The following is a 567-nucleotide window of genomic DNA, read 5'->3' as shown; positions in this document are numbered from 1 at the left end:
CGAGATATCACGTTGTGACTGGAGTTCAGACGTGTGCTCTTCCGATCTAGACCATTAAAGCAGTGTAGTAAGGCAAGTCCCTTCAAGAGTTATCGTTGATACCCCTCGTAGTGCACATTCCTTTAACGCTTCAAAATCTGTAAAGCACGCCATATCGCCGAAAGGCACACTTAATTATTAAAGGTAATACACTATGTCCGGTAAAATGACTGGTATCGTAAAATGGTTCAACGCTGACAAAGGCTTCGGCTTCATCACTCCTGACGATGGCTCTAAAGACGTGTTCGTACACTTCTCTGCTATCCAGAACGATGGTTACAAATCTCTGGACGAAGGTCAGAAAGTGTCCTTCACCATCGAAAGCGGCGCTAAAGGCCCGGCAGCTGGTAACGTAACCAGCCTGTAATCTCTGCTTAAAAGCACAGAATCTAAGATCCCTAGCCAACTTCAGGCGAGCGAAAGCCCACGCCGTGACGCTGAAATCTTATTGGAGTATGTCACTGGCAGGGGGCGGACTTTTATTCTGGCCTTTGGTGAAACGCAGCTGACTGACGAACAATGTCAGCA

Annotated in this window: 2 protein-coding genes; both read left to right on the top strand. The window is 47.3% G+C overall.

Going from position 1 to position 567, the window contains the following annotated elements; genetic code table 11:
• Positions 1-205: 205 nt before the first annotated feature.
• On the top strand, positions 206-406 hold the full coding sequence (gene cspE, locus EO083_RS09765) for a transcription antiterminator/RNA stability regulator CspE (protein ID WP_001344883.1): 201 nt from the start codon (positions 206-208) through the stop codon (positions 404-406).
• A 3-nt stretch (positions 407-409) separates the two neighbouring features.
• Positions 410-567, top strand: a 158-nt coding sequence (locus EO083_RS09900; protein ID WP_373277321.1) for a hypothetical protein, incomplete at its 3' end; no start/stop codon positions are given.

This window comes from Thermosipho globiformans, from assembly GCF_003990895.1.
GTDB lineage: Bacteria > Thermotogota > Thermotogae > Thermotogales > Fervidobacteriaceae > Thermosipho > Thermosipho japonicus.
The sequence above is the reverse complement of the archived record's forward strand: the minus strand, read 5'-3'. Positions and strand labels throughout refer to the sequence as shown.